Source organism: Vreelandella sulfidaeris Esulfide1, assembly GCF_054072535.1.
This window is the reverse complement of the sequence record NZ_CM133364.1, coordinates 2,261,405-2,279,196: the sequence shown is the minus strand read 5'-3', so window position 1 is coordinate 2,279,196 and position 17,792 is coordinate 2,261,405. Positions and strand designations below refer to the sequence as shown.

The 17,792-nt window shown below is 53.8% G+C and carries 16 protein-coding genes; 3 read left to right on the top strand and 13 right to left on the bottom strand.

The window, feature by feature from the left end; translation table 11 throughout:
- Window positions 1–40: 40 nt before the first annotated feature.
- Window positions 41–535, bottom strand: a complete 495-nt coding sequence (rraA, locus tag ACW44H_RS10650) for a ribonuclease E activity regulator RraA (RefSeq protein ID WP_113269678.1) — start codon at window positions 533–535, stop codon at window positions 41–43.
- Between the two features lie 190 nt (window positions 536–725).
- The gene (acnB, locus tag ACW44H_RS10645) at window positions 726–3,329 is read right to left on the bottom strand and encodes a bifunctional aconitate hydratase 2/2-methylisocitrate dehydratase (protein WP_113269679.1); all 2,604 of its coding nucleotides are present in this window, start codon (window positions 3,327–3,329) and stop codon (window positions 726–728) included.
- Window positions 3,330–3,905: 576 nt separating this feature from the next.
- Between acnB and miaE the strand changes: the two genes are divergently transcribed.
- Complete coding sequence (miaE, locus tag ACW44H_RS10640) at window positions 3,906–4,592, top strand: tRNA isopentenyl-2-thiomethyl-A-37 hydroxylase MiaE (RefSeq protein WP_457504439.1); 687 nt, start codon at window positions 3,906–3,908, stop codon at window positions 4,590–4,592.
- 27 nt (window positions 4,593–4,619) lie between these two features.
- Window positions 4,620–8,519: an AAA family ATPase gene (locus ACW44H_RS10635; protein ID WP_457504438.1), complete on the top strand. Its 3,900-nt coding sequence runs from the start codon at window positions 4,620–4,622 to the stop codon at window positions 8,517–8,519.
- Between the two features lie 21 nt (window positions 8,520–8,540).
- Here the strand turns inward: ACW44H_RS10635 and ACW44H_RS10630 are convergent, their stop codons facing one another.
- The 4 genes from ACW44H_RS10630 to queC are packed head-to-tail and all read right to left on the bottom strand — an operon-like array spanning window position 8,541 to window position 11,033.
- A complete protein-coding gene (locus ACW44H_RS10630) occupies window positions 8,541–8,798 on the bottom strand; it encodes a YkgJ family cysteine cluster protein (protein WP_457504437.1) in 258 nt (85 codons plus the stop codon).
- Window positions 8,795–9,652, bottom strand: a complete 858-nt coding sequence (locus ACW44H_RS10625; protein WP_113269681.1) for a 6-pyruvoyl trahydropterin synthase family protein — start codon at window positions 9,650–9,652, stop codon at window positions 8,795–8,797. The genes ACW44H_RS10630 and ACW44H_RS10625 overlap by 4 nt, the downstream gene beginning before the upstream one ends.
- On the bottom strand, window positions 9,652–10,320 hold the full coding sequence (queE, locus tag ACW44H_RS10620) for a 7-carboxy-7-deazaguanine synthase (RefSeq protein WP_457504436.1): 669 nt from the start codon (window positions 10,318–10,320) through the stop codon (window positions 9,652–9,654). Before queE ends, ACW44H_RS10625 begins: the two co-directional genes overlap by 1 nt.
- Window positions 10,320–11,033: a 7-cyano-7-deazaguanine synthase QueC gene (gene queC, locus ACW44H_RS10615; RefSeq protein ID WP_457504435.1), complete on the bottom strand. Its 714-nt coding sequence runs from the start codon at window positions 11,031–11,033 to the stop codon at window positions 10,320–10,322. The genes queE and queC overlap by 1 nt, the downstream gene beginning before the upstream one ends.
- 206 nt (window positions 11,034–11,239) lie before the next feature.
- Here queC and ACW44H_RS10610 point away from each other — a divergent pair, with 206 nt between their 5' ends.
- Window positions 11,240–11,656, top strand: a complete 417-nt coding sequence (locus ACW44H_RS10610) for an SRPBCC family protein (protein WP_113269684.1) — start codon at window positions 11,240–11,242, stop codon at window positions 11,654–11,656.
- A 41-nt stretch (window positions 11,657–11,697) separates the two neighbouring features.
- On the opposite strand, the gene ACW44H_RS10605 is transcribed toward ACW44H_RS10610, so the two are convergent.
- The 7 genes from ACW44H_RS10605 to ACW44H_RS10575 form a co-directional block, all read right to left on the bottom strand.
- A complete protein-coding gene (locus ACW44H_RS10605; protein ID WP_113269685.1) occupies window positions 11,698–11,937 on the bottom strand; it encodes a DUF2789 domain-containing protein in 240 nt (79 codons plus the stop codon).
- 121 nt (window positions 11,938–12,058) lie between these two features.
- Complete coding sequence (locus ACW44H_RS10600) at window positions 12,059–13,135, bottom strand: asparaginase (protein WP_457504433.1); 1,077 nt, start codon at window positions 13,133–13,135, stop codon at window positions 12,059–12,061.
- A 29-nt stretch (window positions 13,136–13,164) separates the two neighbouring features.
- The gene (locus tag ACW44H_RS10595; RefSeq protein ID WP_457504431.1) at window positions 13,165–14,376 is read right to left on the bottom strand and encodes an MFS transporter; all 1,212 of its coding nucleotides are present in this window, start codon (window positions 14,374–14,376) and stop codon (window positions 13,165–13,167) included.
- A 25-nt stretch (window positions 14,377–14,401) separates the two neighbouring features.
- Window positions 14,402–14,905, bottom strand: a complete 504-nt coding sequence (locus ACW44H_RS10590) for a hypothetical protein (protein ID WP_113269688.1) — start codon at window positions 14,903–14,905, stop codon at window positions 14,402–14,404.
- A gap of 106 nt (window positions 14,906–15,011) precedes the next feature.
- Window positions 15,012–16,268 carry a DEAD/DEAH box helicase gene (locus tag ACW44H_RS10585; protein ID WP_457504429.1) on the bottom strand — a complete coding sequence of 419 codons (1,257 nt, stop codon included), beginning with the start codon at window positions 16,266–16,268 and terminating at the stop codon, window positions 15,012–15,014.
- A gap of 285 nt (window positions 16,269–16,553) precedes the next feature.
- Window positions 16,554–17,048, bottom strand: a complete 495-nt coding sequence (locus tag ACW44H_RS10580) for a helix-hairpin-helix domain-containing protein (protein WP_457504428.1) — start codon at window positions 17,046–17,048, stop codon at window positions 16,554–16,556.
- Window positions 17,049–17,185: 137 nt separating this feature from the next.
- Window positions 17,186–17,791 carry a PqiC family protein gene (locus ACW44H_RS10575; protein WP_457504427.1) on the bottom strand — a complete coding sequence of 202 codons (606 nt, stop codon included), beginning with the start codon at window positions 17,789–17,791 and terminating at the stop codon, window positions 17,186–17,188.
- Window position 17,792: the final 1 nt, after the last annotated feature.

The window sequence follows — 17,792 nt, the reverse complement described above, 5'->3', positions numbered from 1 at the left end:
GGCTCTTTTAAGTCAAACTTAATGACTACTGAGGTCGTTGTTAAGAAAGTGGCAGCTCTTGCTCGGCAACAATGATGCCGTTGTTATCGGCATACAACCACTGGCCGGGCCGAAGAGTAACGCCGGCAAAGGTGACGTCAATATCACGCTGCCCTTCGCCGCGTTTTTCACTTTTGCGCGGATGGCTGCCTAGCGCCTGAACGCCAATCGGTAGGGCGGCGAGTATATCAACATCCCGCACGCAGCCGTACATAACGACCCCCGCCCAGCCGTTGGCGACGGCCTGCTCGGCAAGCATATCCCCCAGCATGGCGCAGCGGTGCGAACCACCCGCATCCACCACTAGCACCGCGCCGTTCCCCGGTTCGGCAACGGCTTGTTTCACCATAGAGTTATCTTCAAAGCACTTTATTGTACGAATAGGGCCGTAGAAGGCTTCAAGCCCGCCAAAATTGGCAAACAGCGGGTCAAGTACAGCGACCTCTGGGTGCGCATCGCAGAGATCGGGCGTCACTATATCAATCGAATTCGTCATCACTCGCTTCTAAGGTTAAACGCTGTTGGATTATCGATCAGTTTAGAAAGGTAGAGCATAAAAAACGCCCCGCCCTGTAAAACAGTGGCGGGGCGTTCGGTCATCGACTCAGAAAATGCAACAGGTCGCATTTTCTGCGATGGTGCGAGCATCGGCGATGGGGCGGCCTATCTCAAGTGCTTAACAAGCATTAGGCTTCTTGAGCGACCGGAATCACGTTTGAGGCTATCTTTTGATACTCCTCAATTTCGTGAAAGTTCATATAACGATAAATCTCGCCCGCCATAGCGTCAAATTCACCCATATAGCGTTGATACTCTTCAACGCTGGGTAGGCGTCCTTCTACTGCGGCAACGGCCGCCAGTTCCGCAGAGGCGAGGTACACATTGGCACCATCACCCAAACGGTTCGGGAAGTTACGTGTAGACGTAGACACCACGGTGCTCTTAGCGGCAACGCGGGCCTGGTTACCCATACACAATGAACAACCCGGCATCTCCATACGGGCACCGGCACGGCCGTAAATGCCGTAGTAGCCCTCTTCGGTCAGCTGATGCTGGTCCATTTTCGTCGGTGGTGCCAGCCACAGTCGGGTTTTTAAGCTACCGGCAGGCTGCTTTTCAAGCAACTTACCAGCCGCCCGGAAGTGGCCGATGTTGGTCATGCAAGAGCCGATAAAGACCTCATCGATTTTCTCGCCCGCCACGTCAGACAACAGGCGTGCATCGTCAGGATCATTCGGCGCACAAAGAACCGGCTCTTTAATTTCAGCCAGATCAATTTCGATAACTTCAGTGTACTCGGCATCTTGGTCGGCACGCATCAAGCTGGGGTTGGCCAGCCATGCTTCCATACCTTCGATACGACGGCTGATGGTGCGCTCGTCGCCATAACCGTTGGCCATCATCCACTTCAGCAGGGTGATGTTGGACTTCAAATACTCAGTAACGCTCTCTTCAGACAGCGTGATGGTACAACCAGCGGCGGAGCGCTCGGCGGACGCATCAGAAAGCTCGAAGGCTTGCTCAACGGTTAAGTCTTCCAGACCTTCAATTTCCAACACGCGCCCAGAGAAGGCATTTTTCTTGTTGGATTTATCAACGGTCAGCAAGCCCTGCTTGATGGCGTAGAGCGGAATGGCGTGAACCAGGTCGCGCAGCGTAACGCCCGGCTGACGCTTACCCTTGAAGCGAACCAGTACAGATTCCGGCATGTCCAGCGGCATGACACCGGTGGCAGCGGCAAACGCGACCAGGCCTGAACCGGCTGGGAAAGAGATGCCTAGCGGGAAGCGAGTGTGCGAATCGCCGCCGGTGCCAACGGTATCAGGCAGCAGCATGCGGTTGAGCCAGCTGTGAATAATGCCGTCACCTGGGCGCAGTGAAACGCCGCCACGGTTCATAATGAAGTCGGGCAGAGTGTGGTGAGTATCCACATCTACGGGCTTCGGATAAGCCGCGGTGTGGCAGAACGACTGCATTACCAGGTCGGCTTGGAAGCCAAGACAGGCAAGGTCTTTCAGCTCATCACGGGTCATCGGGCCGGTGGTGTCTTGTGAGCCAACGGTGGTCATTTTGGGCTCGCAGTACATGCCGGGGCGAACGCCCTCTAGGCCACAGGCTTTACCGACCATTTTCTGCGCTAAGGTGAAGCCTTTACCGGTATCTTTAGGTTGATCAGGTAGGCGGAAAACGTCAGAGGTGGGTAGGCCTAGCGACTCACGTGCCTTGCCAGTCAAGCCGCGGCCAATGATCAGGGGAATACGGCCGCCAGCGCGTACTTCATCCAGAATCAGCTGCGTTTTAAGCTCAAAAGTGGTGATTACGTCATCGCTATCGTGTTTGCACACTTTACCTGCATAGGGGTAAACATCGATGACATCGCCCATGTTCAGGTTGGTGACATCCATCTCAACCGGCAGGGCGCCTGAGTCTTCCATGGTGTTAAAGAAGATAGGCGCAATTTTGCTACCAAAGCAGAAACCGCCAGCACGCTTGTTGGGCGCGTAAGGAATATCGTCACCGAAGAACCACAGTACCGAGTTGGTGGCTGACTTACGCGATGAGCCGGTGCCGACTACGTCGCCGACATAGACGACGGGGAAGCCCTTTGCTTTAACGTCTTCGATCTGTTTGAGCGGGCCAGTGGTGCCTGGGACCACTGGCTCAATGCCGTCGCGCTCGTTTTTGAGCATGGCGTTGGCGTGCAGCGGAATATCCGGGCGTGACCAAGCGTCTGGCGCGGGAGACAAGTCATCCGTATTAGTTTCGCCAGGTACCTTAAATACGCTAAGGGTGATCTTTTCAGCCAGCGCGGGCTTAGAGAGGAACCACTCAGCATCTGCCCACGACTGAATAACGTCTTTAGCAACGCTGTTGCCATTTTTGGCACGCATTTCTACGTCGTGGAAAGCGTCAAACATCAGCAGGGTGTGCTTAAGCTGCTCGCCTGCTTCGCGGGCAAGCTCCTCGTTATCGAGTAGCTCCACCATTGAAACGATGTTGTAGCCACCCTGCATGGTGCCCAGCAGCTTGACGGCGTGAATCTTGTCGATCAGCGGAGAGCTCGCTTCACCTTTAGCAATGGCTGTGAGAAAGCCAGCTTTTACATACGCAGCTTCATCAACGCCCGGCGGTACGCGGTGGGTAATTAAATCGAGAATAAACTCTTCTTCACCTGCCGGTGGCGTTTTCAGCAGTTCAACCAGTGAGGCTACTTGCTCAGCGTTTAGGGGTTTGGGCGGGACGCCCTCAGCGGCACGTTCCTCGACATGTTGGCGGTAAGCTTCAAGCACGTTGGGGCCCTCTCATTTTACGTTCTCATTTACTTTATGGTGACGGCATACACGTTGCACGGTGTTGGCCGCGCAGTTGATGTAAAGTGGGGCCGATCACATAGGACATACGCTTGACAAACAGCGTGTGGTTGGATGGCTGGGATTCTACGGCAAACTGTCGACAATGTTAAGCTGGCAAGTCAGGGCGGCTCTTGTACTTTATGTTGATGCCTCGATCTAAACGAATCAAAAAAACGTTTTTTATGAGTCAATTGGCCCAAAAACAGGAAATTTTTTTCCATTTCTTCATTAACCGCTGGCAGTGCAGGTGTGATTGTTGTTACAGCGCGTTACCATAGTCCTCAATTTATATCTTTAGGACCTACCTACTAATCAACGCTTGTGAGCGTCATGTAAACTCATGAGCGAGGGAGGAATAAAGTGCTTCCATCTTTTTTACTGGTTTCACTAAATTAGCATTAGACAATATAAAGTATAAAAAAATAACGCGTAAAGGATTACAAATAATAGGGCTAGGCGCCTTGCGCGCTTATGTGTTGTACAATAGTGAAATACAAGATCGGTGATGGTGTTATGTCGATACAACTTAATGCGTTAAATGCTAATGAATTACACAATAGTGCCTTGCAAATGGCTGATCATGCGCTGAAAGCAGATGATCTGTTGCCGGAGAGTCTGCACCAGTTTTTAGCCTGTTCAACCCCGGTTGCGTGGCTACAGTGGGCGCTTGAAAATCCTGAAACTCTTTTAATTGATCATGCGCAATGTGAAAAAAAAGCCGCTTCAACGGCAATGAGCCTGCTTTATCGTTACGTTGACCAGCCATTCTTGCTAAGCAAAATGTCGCAGCTAGCCCGGGAGGAGCTGCTGCATTTCGAGCAGGTAGTCGCGCTTATGGAGTCGCGCGGAGTGGCTTACCAGCATTTGACAGCTTCACGCTATGCGGAAGGCCTTAGACGGCACTTGCGCAGCAATGACCCCGAACGGCTAATCGATGTATTAATCATCGGTGCCCTTATTGAGGCACGTAGCTGTGAGCGATTTGCTTGTTTAATCCCTTATTTAGACGAAGAACTTGCCAAATTTTATCGTACCCTGGTGAAATCAGAAGGGCGTCATTTTGAGGACTATTTGTTACTGGCTCGCCAGCAAACTCAAAACTCAATTGACGAGCGGATCGCTTTTTTTGTAGCGCGTGAAGCGGAGCTGATTACTTCGCCCGATACGGCTTTTCGTTTTCATAGCGGTGTGCCAGCTTAAGCCGCTTAGCCCGGCAGGATGTTTATCATGCGCGATGCCCGTGAGACAGACCAGTTAACCTTATTCGGCCATTTTTCGCTTACTCAGGGGGAAGATGTACTAACCCACTTTAGTTACGACAAAGTGAAGGCGTTGCTTGTTTATCTTTTGTTGCACCGCCAACCGGTTAATCGTGCCGCATTAGCAGAGTTATTATGGCCCGACCAAGGGCTGTCGTCAGGCAGAACCAACCTGCGTCACGCGCTGCACTGTTTGCGTCAATCATTAGGCGAGAGTGCCGACCAGGTATTAAGTGTCTCCCGGCAAACGATCGCCTTCCAGCTCCCCAGCCATTGGCAAGTAGACCTGCATTCGCTGCAGCAGTTGCTCGAAGGGCCTCGAGATTTAGACACCCTTGAAGCGTTGATGAACTGCTACCAAGGTGATCTGATTGAAGAGCTTCAGCTAGCGAACTGTAGTGAATTTCAGCGCTGGTTAGTCCAGATACGCAACGAGTGGCGTCAGCGTGTTATTCGTTTTGCGGAACATGTACTCGAGGCGCATACCGACGTACCTGACCTAACCCTAGAAACACTTGTTAGTCGTTTTTCAGGTTATGGCCCATTTCATGAACGGCTGGTTCGCCAACTCGCTGAGCAGAACCAAATGGCCGCTGCACATGAGCAATATAATAGCTATTTACAACTATTAGCACTGTCGGGCCAACAGCCAGAGCCGAGTTTCTTGCAACTGGCCAGCTATTGGTCCGATGGGCATCACGACCCTCGCATGATGAGTCCCCAAGGCGCTTTTTCTCGGGCACTAGCGGCAGACAGCAAGCCGTTACGTGAAGATGAAATTGAGTTGCGACAGCTTTCTGTGATGGCTATCCGGTTGCGTTTAAAAGGTGAATGGCAGGATCGCGGGGCGACACGCCACTGCCTTACGCTGCAATTGGAATTGTTGCGCTGGTTAGAGCAGCAGTGTCATCACTTGGGTGGCTTTTGGTTGCCAGGCGCTACTGGCGGCTTAGGATTGGCGTGTTTTGGTACCCATGGCCCCGCGCACCAGTTGGCTGAGTTAGTGGCGCTTTATGAACATTGCCGCCAAGCGCTTCCCCAGGAAAGTTCACGCTATTGGTCTGGCGAAGGCGAGGTGCCGCAATTTGAGCTGGCCGCTGGCCTGCATAGTGGACGTGTCGTCTATCTGCCTGAGCGTCAATTGGCAGATCCGTTGGGCCAAGTCACGCAAACCTCATTAGAATTAATGAGTGCAGCCGAAGGCAGTGAACTGGTTATTTCCCAAGAGGCCAGCCAGCATATGCCGCCCGCGCTTGATCTACAGCCACGGCTGGTGTCCCGCTTGATCGCCAGCGATGGGCGTGTTCGTTTACGTGCGCTGGTGCTGGGTCAGAATGAAGGTGGCCGTGATGCGCTGCCGCCTAGTCTTGTAGGGCGTGAAACCTCGCTACGCACCCTACGCGATGCACTGGCGCGTGCAGGTATTGGCTTGCGTCAAAGCGTCCTGGTGCGTGGAGCATCGGGAATGGGGAAGTCGGCGCTGATGGTGGGTTTCCGTCAGTTGGAGCTTAGCCGAGAAGCCGCTATTTGTTGGCAGCCCACTACACGGCTGTCAGTGCTAGACCCCTACGGAGTCGCCCGTACTCTTGTCAGTTGGTATCTCACGCAAACCCTGACCGTTGACGCTATTCACGAGCTACAAGCATCGCTAGGGTTTGACCAGCTTGAGCCTGACCGCCAGCATTTGCTAGAAGAAGCGCTAGGTGTTCACGAAGTACAAGAGATTACCCAGTTAGCCCAAAGTGGTGAAGCCGTCGAATTGGTAGTGATGCTACTGCACCGACTCATTGAGCGTCAGGCTGCCACGCATACCCTAGTGTTAATGATTGATGACTTGCAGTGGCTTGATGAGCCCTCTTTTAAAGTACTGGCCGGTCTACAAGCGCGCTTACCTATTAATACCGCCTTTATGCTTGTGGCTAGTCATCACGGGCGAGATCAACTACCGGTAAAACTACATTGGGACCAGCAAATTAGTCTGGGAAACCTGGATGCACTTCAGTCCTCGCGGCTATTGTCGCAACTGTCTCGCCGTTACCGTATTCACCTGAGCCCGCGGCTGCGAAATCAGATTATTGAGCGCTGTGATGGCGTACCCCTGTACATGCAGGAGATTTGTCGACGCTTGGATATGGATCGTCGTGAAGGGCGCAGTGTCCAGTTCGATGAACTGCCTAAAGGGTTATTAGGGCTACTGGCAAGCCGCATCGATCAGCTTGAAAGTGACCGCGACATTGCCCACGTAGCGGCAGTGCTGGGGAAGCGCTTCCGGCTGGACTTTCTGTTGGAATGCAGTGGCTGGGAAAAAGGGCGGCTTAACCAAGCGCTCGAACATATGCGTGTACTGGAGATTGTCGAGCCTGTCGATAAAGAGAACGGTGAGCACGAATACCAGTTCAGCCATCAGCTGCTGCAAGAAGCGGCCTACCTTTCCTGTCCTCGGGATGTGCGCGTCAAGCTGCACCAACAAGTGGTGACCTTGATAGAGGAGCGCTTCCCGGTGTGGATTAGCCGCCACCCCGGCGATTTTGCAACGCACTTACGGCGTAGCGGGCATTACGCCCGTGGTGCCCGCTATTTTGAGTTGGCTGCTCGTGAAGCGTTAAAAGTGAGCGCAAATCGAACCGCACTGCGTATGGCAGATTTTGGTTTGGCGAGTCTGCGCCACGTTGAGCATGAGATTGAGCGCGAAGTGAGTCTACTCACCGTGCGCGGTCAGGCGGCGTTCTCATTAGAAGGCCACGGTTCGCCAACCGCACATGAGAGCTTTGTGCGTGCGAGGGAGCTGCTGCGCGAATCGGGTACCGATAGTTTAGAGGATCCAGAAGATCTAGAGCAGATATTCCTGGTCAAATGGGGGCTCTGGGTAGGGCGTAGTCAACGCTATGCCCATGCAGATGCCTTTGCACTGGCTTCGACACTGGCGGATATTGCCTCTCGTTTAGAGGATCCACGCTATCGCCGTTTGGCCGATTATGCCCGCGCCAACTGCGAGTACTGGGCAGGCCGCATTCAGCAGGCTCACGACCATTTAGATGAAATCGATCCCCTCAATGCACCAATGATGATCGAGTGGCTGCCGTTCTCCGATCACCCGCAAGTTTCGGCTGCCTGCTTCCAGGGATGGGCACTCTGTCTGCGCGGTGATTATCAGCGTGCCGAGCGTCAGGTCTCGGCAGCAATTCGTTTGGCAGAGAAAATCGCTCATCCTGGCACCTTGGCGTTAGCACTGCTATTTGCCGCCGCGCTTTATCGTCAGTTAGGACACGTCCATCTGGCTGCCCGGCATGCCGAACGGGCGGCCGCGATGACAGGCACGCCGGATTTACAGTTATGGCAAATTTCGGCGCAAAGCATTCTCGGCTGGCAGCGTGCGCTGGCAGGCGACACCACCGGGTTAGCACAATTGCGTGACAGCTTGGACCAGATGGCAGAGCTGAACGGGCGTGACCGCTATCAGCGGCCAGTGCTCTGGTATTCAGATGCCTGCATTGAGCTGGGTGAGTTAAACGCCGCAGAGGATTACCTAGACCAGTGTTTGGTGATTGCCCGGGAGCGCACCACGCTATTTCTGCCTGAATTAGCCACCCAGCTGGCCAAGGTGCGTGACCTGCTTGGGCATCCTGCCAATGAAGTCAAAGCTCTCGCTGAAATGGCGATAAGCCAGTCTCGGGAGCACGGCAATCGCCACCAGGAGCTAGCGGCACTTGAGCTATGGCTAACCCGTATTGAGCCCAACGACCAGCAGGCGAAAGAGAGCTTTAGGCAGCTGTTGAGCGAGGTTAGCCATAGCGACGCGCCGGTGCTTACCCGCTGGATTAGCTTGTTGGATCGTCGTTTGCCGCGGCCGGTAGGCGCAGAAGGTTGATCAGCTAGAGCAGAACGCTGCTTAGCAAGTGTCCTGCTCCAGCCAGGTCAATGTGGCGAGCGCCTCTTCCCGGTGCTCGCCACACACACTGGCGTCAAAGTTAAAGCGCTCACAAACCCTGGGGCGACTTGGATCGCCAAACAAACGGCACAGATTATTTTCATCTAACTGTACGCAGCGAATGCCCGCGGGCTTGCCTTCCGGCATGCCGGGAATGGCAGAGCTAATAGAAGGCGCTATACAGCAGGCGCCACATCCAGCACGGCAGCCTTCACTCATAACCTGGTACTTGGTAGAGCACTTGGTGAAAACATAGCAATCGCTCCCTTGTTGATACCCTCGAACGCCTGAATGCGTGTGGCTTGGCCGCTTTGCGTGGCAACCTCTTTTGCCAGCCAGGCGGCGATATTTTCTACTGTGGTGGGGCCTGGGAGCACAGCGCATAGCGTCGCTGGTAGCGTAATGGAAAAATCGCCTTGGGCGGCCCGATAGCTGCAGGTAAGGAAGTCTTTTTCCTGCGAGGTGATATCCGCCTCTTCAAGCAGGTAGCGATTATCCAACCATGTGGCCCACTGCTGTTCGAGCTTAGGTTGACGCGCCCCTTGCTGAAAGATATGTAGCCGCGAACGGTGGCCATGGGCAATACGCTGGCAGTTGCCTTGGTGGCGCTTTAGGCCGTGCGTGTAGCCATAGGCAGCGCCTTCAATGGCCTCGTCGCTAAGCGTTAGGGTGACTTGGTGGACATTTTTAGGGCGCTGTTCGGTGAGCTGCTGGCTTAAATGCTCAGCGACCTTATCAAGCGTAATGGCTTGCCAGGGAAGCAGGGTGAATGCCTCTTGTGGCCCGCGCACTTCCATTGGGTAAGGTGTAGTGGTGCGAATGCTTAATCCTTCGGGACACTCGGAGACACTGATACCTGATGCCGCTGTGGGCACCAGCAGAGTATGATCTAAGCCGCTATCAAGGGTGCGCTTGATCCATGGTTTCACTTCACCAAAATCGAATAGCATGCCATCTTCGCCCAGCTCGCCATCCAGTACTGCGTCCACCAGCCAGCTACAGCCCACTAGGCCGCGCTGAGAGCACCACAGGGATACGTCAATGTGGGTCAATTGTTTAACGAATAGGGACATTAATCAAAGCCTGCTAGTTTGTGCATTTGCAGCGACAGTCGCCATTGGGGGTTAGCCATACAGTAAGCGGTCGCTTCTGCGACGGTGGTCTTCTCCTGATTGAGAGGGGTAAGATCCATCGGCTGCAAGAAAAAGTGGCGAAAATCAAGGCTTGAAAACTGCTCTGGCGGAGCATCTGCTTGAGGAAAAACGAGCTTTAACTCGTCGCCTTGCGTAACGGCTAACGAATTGCTGCCCTTAGGACTGACGCATAGCCAGTCAATGCCCGGGGGTGGAGCAAGCGTACCGTTGGTCTCGACCGCCACCTCAAACCCATGGCTGTGCAGTGCGGTAATCAACGTCGCGTCAAGCTGCAGCAAAGGCTCACCGCCGGTAAATACTACATAGGGCGTTGCATCGTTCTTTGTATCGGGCTTTGCGTCACCGCTTTGGCTGGGCCAGAGAGACGCTATATGCTGGGCAAGCGCATTGGCAGTGACAAACTTTCCGCCATTGATACCGTTTGTACCGATAAAGTCGGTATCGCAAAAGGTGCATTTAGCGGTCGCCCGGTCAATTTCGCGGCCCGACCATAGATTGCAGCCGCTAAAGCGGCAGAAAACGCTCGCTCTGCCCGCTTGGGCGCCTTCGCCCTGCAGGGTATAAAACGCTTCTTTAACCTGATACATCAGCCCTGGCCTGCTGTGGTGTCTGGGTTATAGCCTAATGGGTCGGTGACACCGTTGGCAGCAAAGGCAGCTAACCGCTCGCGGCAGCTTCCACACATGCCACAGGCAAGTTCACGGCCTTCGTAGCACGTCCAGGTAAGGCGGTAATCCAAGCCCATGGCCAAGCCTTCGCGAAGAATGTCTGCCTTGCTCGCATAGAGATAAGGGGCGTGTAGCTTCACTGGCTCGAAGTTGGCGATGCCTGCTACGTGATCCATTGCCTCGACGAATTCGGGGCGACAATCGGGATAGAGAACGTGATCACCGCCATGGGCACCGTAGTCGACTCGCTCCGCACCAATGTTCACGGCCTTGGCAATCGCCAGGGAGAGCAGAATCATATTGCGATTGGGTACTACGGTATCGTGTAAATTGTCCGCGGCATAGTTACCCTGGGGCATCGGTTGGTCTGGATTGGTCAGGGCTGAATTATCAATCAGGCTGTGTATTGCTCGAATATCGACCACTTGGTGTGGCAGACCAAGTGCAGCGCAAACCTGACGCGCGGTGTCGAGTTCACGGGCATGTCGCTGGCCATAATCAAAAGACAGCGCGTGTACGTTGAGTCCTTCACGCAATGCGCGGTGAAGCACGGTAAAAGAGTCCATTCCGCCGGAATAGATAACGATGGCCGTGGTCGCTGTATCAGCAGCCACGTAGGGTGTTGAAGACATGATAAAACACTCATTGTCGGAGAATTTGTTAATCGCGTGCAGCGATTAGCTGGCGCGGCGTTCCGGGGTCCGGTCCGGAGGTCGGCAGTTTACGCAATAGCCGTGAATCTGACCAGTTCTAGCGCATATTGAAGTAAACACAGCATTGGCGGGCAGCATTAATTTCGACATGATACGCTAACACTCACGCTGTTAGAGGGAAAACAATGGCTACCATTGAGCACAGTGAAATTGTTAAGGCTCCCCCTGAAAGGGTGTTTGAATTATTGAGACGCGTCGAAGATTTTGCTGATTACTCGGATCTGATTCGCTCCATCGACTCGTTAGGGGAAAACCGCTATCGATGGCATGTACGCGCAGTGGGAATGGATTGGTCGTTTGACGTCATGATCACTGAGATCCAGCCGCCACATGTGCTTGCCTGGGAGTCGTTAGACGGCGTTAAAAACCAGGGGCGATATCGCCTACGCGAAGTGCCCGAAGGTACGGAAGTGGCGCTTACTTTGAGTTATGAAATTCGTAACCGGTTAATGGAAAAGGCGGTTAATAAAGCTGCCAAACCGTTGGTGGGGAAAGTCAGTCGTCAAATTCTTGATCGCGTAGAGGCGCGTTTGAATGGTTAGTGCGCCACAATCGGCGGCGCACTAATTAACGCACTAGAGTGCTAGTTTGGCTTATGCATCGAGGCATCCAGGTGGTCGACGACTTCTGCCCAATCGGCATCTTCGTCAACCGCCTCTTTTAGAAACTCTGCTTGGCCTTCGTTCCAACAGGGCGCTTCAGCAAGTGGCATTGTCTCCGGTAGTGGGGCGTTGCGCTGTATAAAGCGCTCAATTGAGTCAGGATCAGAAGCAAGGCCCAGTTGCTCGAATAATTCGCTGAAATGATGCACCGGTTTTTCCATATTCTGTTGCTCCTTCAGTCGATTAGAGTGTTTTCTATAACAGAGTACTTTCTATAACAGAGTGCTTTCTACCACCTTACTTGATTCTCAGCCTACGCTAACATTTATCAGCTTTGACTGGTTAACGTTCTCCGACGAGCGGCGTTAAAAATCGTTGGCGCTGATCCTCTAAAGAGAGAGGCTGGGCCAGTAAGTGGGCAAGCTTTGTGAAAGCTGCCTCCGGTGTCATATCATCGCCCGCGAGTATGCCTGCATCGCTGAGACCATGACCCGCCGCGTAAGCGCCCAACTGAACACTGCCCTGCGGGCACTGGCTAATAGCAGCTAGCAGCTTGCCTTCTCCGCTGGCTTTAGCCAGTACGTTAAGCAAGCTGGGGTCGTCGGGTGTGTTTCCCGCCCCCCAGAGCTGCAGTAATGCGCCCTTAACGCGAGAATCACTCAACCAAGCGTCCAATTGCCAGGCTGAAATTCCTGGCCACAGGACGATGCGTACGACCTCACCTTGATTGACCAAACGGTAATCGGGTAGCTCGAAGCGAGGGGCACCTCGTTGTTGAAGGCCAAGTCCACGACTGGGGTAATAAACGAAATCGTCGCCAACACGCTCGCCGAGCAACGGGTAGTTGGGGCTCGCGAAGGCAATGACCGCTTCGCTATGCTGCTTGATGGCGCGGGTGCCACGTAGCAGTTGCCCGGCAAAGTAAATAGCCACTTCTTGTAGGGCGGGCTTAGAGGCGAACTGCAGCGCGCCGTGTAAATTGCCTACGGCGTCACTGTCGGGTGCTTCCAGCGGTAACATGGAGCCCGTTACGACCACGGGGCGATCCAACCCTTGCAATTGATAGGCTAGGCTGGCGGCGGTCCAGCTAAGGGTGTCGGTGCCATGAATAATGACGAAGCCTGTGTAGGCCGTTAATTGGTCGCTGATATCGCGGGCAAGCTGTTGCCAGGTAAGTGGGGTGGCGGCGCTTGAGTCAATCAGTGTGGTGTAGCTGATGACCTCATATGGCGGCAGAGCATGCTGTTGGGCAATCGGTAACTGGCTAAGGGCGATGGTCATTCGCTTGGCGAAATCGCCACCAGGCGCAAGCCCATTAGCATGCGGCTGCATGCCGATGGTTCCGCCCGTATAAATGACTAAGACGCGCTCTTGATGTGGGTTATTGCTTGCTAGAAGAGAGTAGGGGGGCATCGTCATCTCCAGGGGCTTTGTACGAAACCTGCTAATCAGTTAGTGCGAGTACCGCGCTCTACCAAAAGTCCGCCACTTTGGTCATTCAAGCGCTGATTACGCCCAGCCAGTAACGCAAAGCCACAGCAAACACTGATTAGAGCGATTAATAACCAGGCAATGTGAGTTATGTGGGCGCCTAATTGGAGCATAACCCCTACACCAAAAGGCCCCAATGCTGCCAATGTGTACCCACCGCCCTGGACAAGCCCTGAGAGCTGGCCTGCAAGGCGTGAATTGGCTGTGCGTAAGACTAACAAGCTGAGCGCTAAGCTAAAGCTGCCGCCTTGGCCAATGCCTAGCAGGGCGGCGCCGGGCCATTTCCACTCCAGTGGTGCGATAAGCAGCATCCATAATCCCGCGGCGGTACTCAAAAGTACCAGTAATAAAGCGGGGCGCTGGTCTCGCCCCAAGCGAGCAAGCCAGGGAGCGCCCAGGGCTGAAGCCAGTTGACACATAATCGAAACGGCCATGGTCCAGCCTGCATCGGCTTCGTTATAGCCGCGCTCAACCAGCAGTGTAGGAAGCCATCCAAACACGATATAGGCCATGGAGGACTGAATGCCCATAAATAGCATAACGTGCCAGGTCAGCGGTTGCTTAAGCAGGCGGAATATGCCGCTTTTGGGCGGATTGGGCGTGTTTGGTGTGGTAGAGCGGGGCATTTGATAGTGCCATAAAACAAGCGCTAGCAGCGCCAGTAGTGACCAGCTCATTAAGCTTGCCTGCCAACTACCGAGTAGTTGCGTAAGGGGCACGCTCAAGCCGGCCCCCAGCGCTCCGCCCAGGCAGAGCGCCATGGTGTATAAGCCGGTGAGCAGGTCGGCGCTTTCTGGGAGTTCACGTTTAACCAGGGCAGGTAGCAGCGTGCCGCCGATACCGATTGCGCAGCCTGCCATCGCAGAGCCGATAAATAACACACCGGGAAATGGCAAGCCACGTAATATAAGCCCTGCTGCCAGCAGAATGAGCGCGGCACTCAACGTACGTTCGCTGCCTAGGTGCTTTGCTAACGTTGGAGCGAGCGGGGCGGAAAGGCCTAAAAATAGCACGGGAAGCGTAGTGAGTAGCCCCGCTGCGGCTGCTGAAAGCCCAGCGCTCTCCTGCAGGCGTGTCAATAAAGGGGCAACGGACGACATGGCAGGGCGTAAATTTAGCCCCACCACGACCATCAGCAGAATAAAGGTAATTGAACGACGCGATGCCATATCTATGCTTATTTCACGTTAACGTTTACTTAAGGTGAGGGCGCAAGTCTCCGCGAACAGCATCGAGTAGGGTAATAAAATGGTAGTCTTGAGGGGTGTCCAAGCAGTCCACTTTTACACTTGTTCGCATGCCTTTATCTATCTGTAACTGATCATAGATCTCTAAGGTTAGCTTGCGTGCAGGTTTATCGCCTGCCGCCATGATGCCATCTTCAAGCGTAAACGTTTCAAGCAGGGTGACACGCACGCGCGTGCTATTCCCTTCACTCAGCACGCGGCGTACGAACAGCCACCCTTCACATGGCAGGGAGTGTTTGTCATCGCGTTGGCGCAAGAAAATCGTACGGTAACAAGCGCCCTCGACAGATGCTTTTTCAGCCATGCTGCGGTAGGCCTGAACGACTTGATTAGCTGATGCGCGAGCATCCTCTAGACGTTGAACAATCCCTTGATGTTCACGGCTGAGCTGTTCTTGACGTTGAAATGTCAGCCATTGACGATAGTCGGCCATAAGTTGGGATGAGGCCATAATCACTCCATGAAAAGTAGTTCATGCCTAACGGCTAAAATAGTTGCTAGATACAGCGACTTGGAATATGCAAAGGCGACACCTTCGCATATTCCTGAACTGTGAGCTAGCGCCGAGCGCGTCGTTTGCGTTCACCGCCGTTATTGGCGCTCTGGCCTTCCGGTTTGCGTTTGGCGCGAGGCTGGCGCTGGTTGCGACGACCATTCTCAATGGGCTCAGGTTTGATGCTCGGGTCGGGTTCAAAGCCTGGCACGATATGCTTTGGTAGCGTCTGTTTTATCAGCCGCTCAATATTGCCTAGCAAGGCGTGTTCGTCGACACACACTAATGAAACGGCTTCGCCATTGCTGCCAGCACGCCCGGTACGCCCAATGCGGTGTACATAATCTTCGGCTACGTTGGGCAGGTCGAAATTAACCACGTGGGGCAGTTCATTGATGTCCAAGCCACGGGCAGCGATGTCGGTCGCCACCAACACCTGCAGGTCACCACTCTTAAAAGCCGTTAAAGCGCGCGTGCGGGCTCCCTGACTTTTGTTGCCATGAATAGCCATGGCGGGAATTTCCTGTTTGGAAAGCTGCTCGGCAAGGCGGTTAGCACCATGTTTGGTTCGCGTAAACACCAGTACTTGAAACCAGCCGTTTTGCTGGATTAGGTGGGCCAGTAGTTCACGCTTTTTCTCGCGATCTACCCGGTAAATAGCTTGCTCAATTTTCTCGGCGGTGGCATTGCGCGGCGCAACCTCAATCATAGCCGGGTTATCCAGCAGCTGTTGAGCCAGGGTTTGTATCTCATTGGAGAAGGTTGCAGAGAACAGCAGGTTTTGACGCTTTTTGGGCACCAGACGCAGCAGCCGTTTAATGTCATGGATAAAGCCCATATCCAGCATGCGGTCAGCTTCATCAAGCACTAAAATTTCAACGGCTGAAAGATCAATATGCCCTTGCTGATGAAGGTCTAATAGGCGACCGGGGGTGGCGATAAGCACATCTAAGCCAGCCTTCAGGGCATCGATTTGAGGCTGCTGACCGACACCGCCAAAGATAATATGCGAGCGCAGCGCGAGATGCTGGCCATAAGTCGACACGCTATCGCCTACTTGAGCGGCGAGCTCACGGGTAGGAGTTAACACAAGCGCTCGTACCTGGCGCTTTCCAGGTCGTGGTCCAGCAGTAAGACGTTGTAACATGGGCAGCGTGAATCCAGCTGTTTTGCCAGTGCCGGTTTGGGCGCTGGCCAGCATGTCACGGCCTTCTAGTACGACGGGGATGGCCTGTCGTTGTATCGGGGTAGGCTCGGTGTAACCTTGCGCTGTGACAGCGCGTAACAAATCGGCGTGCAGGCCAAGTTCAGAAAAGCTCATGCGTTCTCCGCAGTCACCTAGTGAGTAAGCCCCGGTAAGTGGTTGTTATCACTAGATGTAATGTTCAAAAAGCGAGGTTGATACACCTTCGCGGCAGCGAAGTGTGCCAGATAATTCAGCGTGCCGCGATGGTCGTTGGTTAGCCGTGGATGACCGTGAAAGGAGACGTGAAGGTGACAGCGCGCAGAGGCGCTCTCATCGGGTGTGCACGGACACACCAGAAAACTTACGTGTCAGTAATAAGCCAAGCAGTATAACACGGTTATGAAACGTCAGCTTGTTTAGCTATCGCTTGTCAGCGCAAGATTGCTGGGCATGTAGGGGAATTAACCGAGCTAAAGTGGCAGGTGGCAGTTGAAGCTGAGCAAGCTCCTTGGGTGTTAATGCGAAAAAGTGCTCCGGGGTAAAAACACCTAGCTGAAAAAGCTGGCGCGCAGTTGCTGGCCCTAAGCCATCCAGGGCGAGTAGCCGTCGCGCAAACAGTGAGATAAAACGATTTTTCTGTTTTTCGTCCAGCTTGGCGATGGCGGTTTGATAGTAAGTTCCCGCGTGCAGGGTGATAAATTGTTCAATACGCTCAAGCGCGGCGAGCGTTGGGGCGTCAAGTGAGTGCATGGCTAGCTGATCAAGAAGGGCGTCATGGCTATTGATAGCAGTTTCATAGGTCGTCAGCGATGCTTCGCCCTCCAGTAGTGTCGTTACCGTCTGTCTCAAAGCATCCACCGCATCGCGCAATTGCTCCGCGGGTAGTACTGCTGTGTTGTTCGAATCATCTGTCATGTGAACATCTCTGAGAAGAAGAGCATTAAGCGTAGTTCAGCAAGCTATGTTTAAAAAACCGATGTTTAAAAAACCGAAGTTTAAAAACCCGAAGTTTAAAAACCGAGGTGTAAAAGCCTAGGCTTAAAAACCTAGGGCTAATCAAAATAGTTGCCTTGGCGTATGTTGTTGGCGATGAGCTCGGCGGCCTGGTCCCAGCTTTCACTCAATGCGCGTACCAGCGCCGGGTAGCCATCTTGTTCAAGGGCTGTATCCGCATAGAAATTTTCCATTGCTAGTAGCTCTCCCTCGCCATTCAGCAATTGCCATTGGCCGCTAGCCACGGCCACGCCATCAAAGCGGCCCTGGAATTGGTCAATGTTTAAGCGCAAAGACAGCGCATTGGGTTGTCTACTTTCGGTACGGACAACTCTAAGCGTTGGTAGCGCTTGCGATAGGTGGGTGCGCATCCTCCGCTCCAGCTGCCTGTCTAACCCTTCTGCCCATTGATGTTCCCGCGCGGCGTTCAGCGTAATGTCATCAAGTTGCATCACGATGCCATCGACGTCCAGGTAGTGGGCAAGCCGAGGAGTGCCCAGCACAAGTGTGCCCTCGGGTTGACTCGGTGTGCTTGCCAACGGTTCGCTCGGTAGCATATAGCGGGCAGGCGGCGTGACACTGCTGGCACAGGCCGATATCACGACGCAGACTGTCAGCAGCAGCAAATACCCAATCCATCTAAACATACTTGTCCATATCAGCATT